The 1573-nt window shown below is 36.6% G+C and carries 2 protein-coding genes; both read left to right on the top strand.

Going from position 1 to position 1573, the window contains the following annotated elements:
* The coding region (locus MKO96_RS29105) for an MFS transporter (RefSeq protein WP_240589339.1) at positions 1–843 on the top strand (843 nt) is incomplete at its 5' end.
* A 16-nt stretch (positions 844–859) separates the two neighbouring features.
* The coding region (locus tag MKO96_RS29100) for an aldo/keto reductase (protein WP_240589338.1) at positions 860–1573 on the top strand (714 nt) is incomplete at its 3' end.

Genomic DNA, 1573 nt, shown 5'->3' with positions numbered 1-1573 from the left:
ATGTCGATAGGATCTACAATTGCAGCTGCGATTGTACCAGCGAATAAACGTGCTAGTGCTATTGCGATTATGTTTACTGGATTAACAGTTGCAACTATTACAGGTGTGCCAATTGGAACGTTTATTGGTCAACAATTTGGCTGGAGAGCGTCATTTATGGCGATTGTTGTAATTGGAATTATTGCTTTTATCGCAAACAGCATACTGGTCCCATCTAATTTGAAAAATGGTGTACCTGTATCGTTTCGTGATCAATTCAAACTAATTAAAAATGGAAGACTGTTACTTGTTTTCACTATTACTGCACTTGGATACGGCGGTACATTCGTAACATTTACGTATTTATCACCACTATTACAAGAAGTAACAGGATTTGAAGCAAGTACTGTTACTATCATTTTATTAGTGTATGGAATCGCCATTGCGATAGGGAATATGGTCGGTGGAAAATTATCGAATCATAATCCGATTCGAGCACTATTTTACATGTTCTTGATTCAAGCGATTATATTATTTGTTTTAACATTTACAGCGCCATTTAAAGTAGCTGGATTAATCACAATTATTTTCATGGGACTATTCGCATTTATGAATGTTCCCGGGCTACAAGTATATGTAGTTATATTGGCAGAGCGCTTTGTTCCGAGTGCGGTTGATGTTGCTTCAGCAATTAACATTGCCGCATTTAACGCAGGGATTGCTTTAGGTTCTTATATAGGTGGCCTTGTAACGAATTCATTAGGGTTAATCCATACTGCTTGGGTAGGCGGCATTATGGTAGTAGCTGCTGTTCTTTTAACAGCGTGGAGTATGACATTAGAAAAACGAGATCAAGTAAAATAAAAGGAGAGAAAATAAAATGAAAAATTTACAAAGTAAAGCAGTATTGAATAATGGTGTAGAAATGCCTTGGTTCGGTTTAGGTGTATTTAAAGTAGAAGAAGGACCAGAACTTGTAGAAGCTGTAAAATCAGCGATTAAAGCAGGATACCGCAGCATCGATACAGCTGCAATTTACGGAAATGAAAAAGCTGTAGGTGAAGGAATCCGTGCAGGTATCGAGGCAACTGGTATTTCAAGAGAAGATTTATTCATTACTTCAAAAGTGTGGAATGCAGACCAAGGATATGAAGAAACAATTGCAGCATATGAAGAGAGCTTAAAAAAATTAGAACTAGATTATTTAGACTTATTCCTTGTTCACTGGCCTGTAGAAGGAAAATATAAAGATACATGGAGAGCGCTAGAAACACTTTATAAAGAAGAGCGTGTACGTGCAATTGGTGTAAGTAACTTCCAAATCCATCACTTACAAGATGTAATGAAAGATGCAGAAATCAAGCCAATGATTAACCAAGTAGAATACCACCCTCGTTTGACACAAAAAGAATTACAAGCTTTCTGTAAAGAACAAGGTATTCAAATGGAAGCATGGTCACCATTAATGCAAGGTCAATTATTAGATAACGAAACATTACAAGCAATTGCTGAGAAACACGGTAAAACAACAGCGCAAGTTATTTTACGTTGGGATCTTCAAAATGGAGTAATCACAATTCCAAAATCAACGAAA

The organism is Bacillus sp. ES1-5 (assembly GCF_022487605.1).
GTDB lineage: Bacteria > Bacillota > Bacilli > Bacillales > Bacillaceae_G > Bacillus_A > Bacillus_A wiedmannii.
The sequence above is the reverse complement of the archived record's forward strand: the minus strand, read 5'-3'. Positions and strand labels throughout refer to the sequence as shown.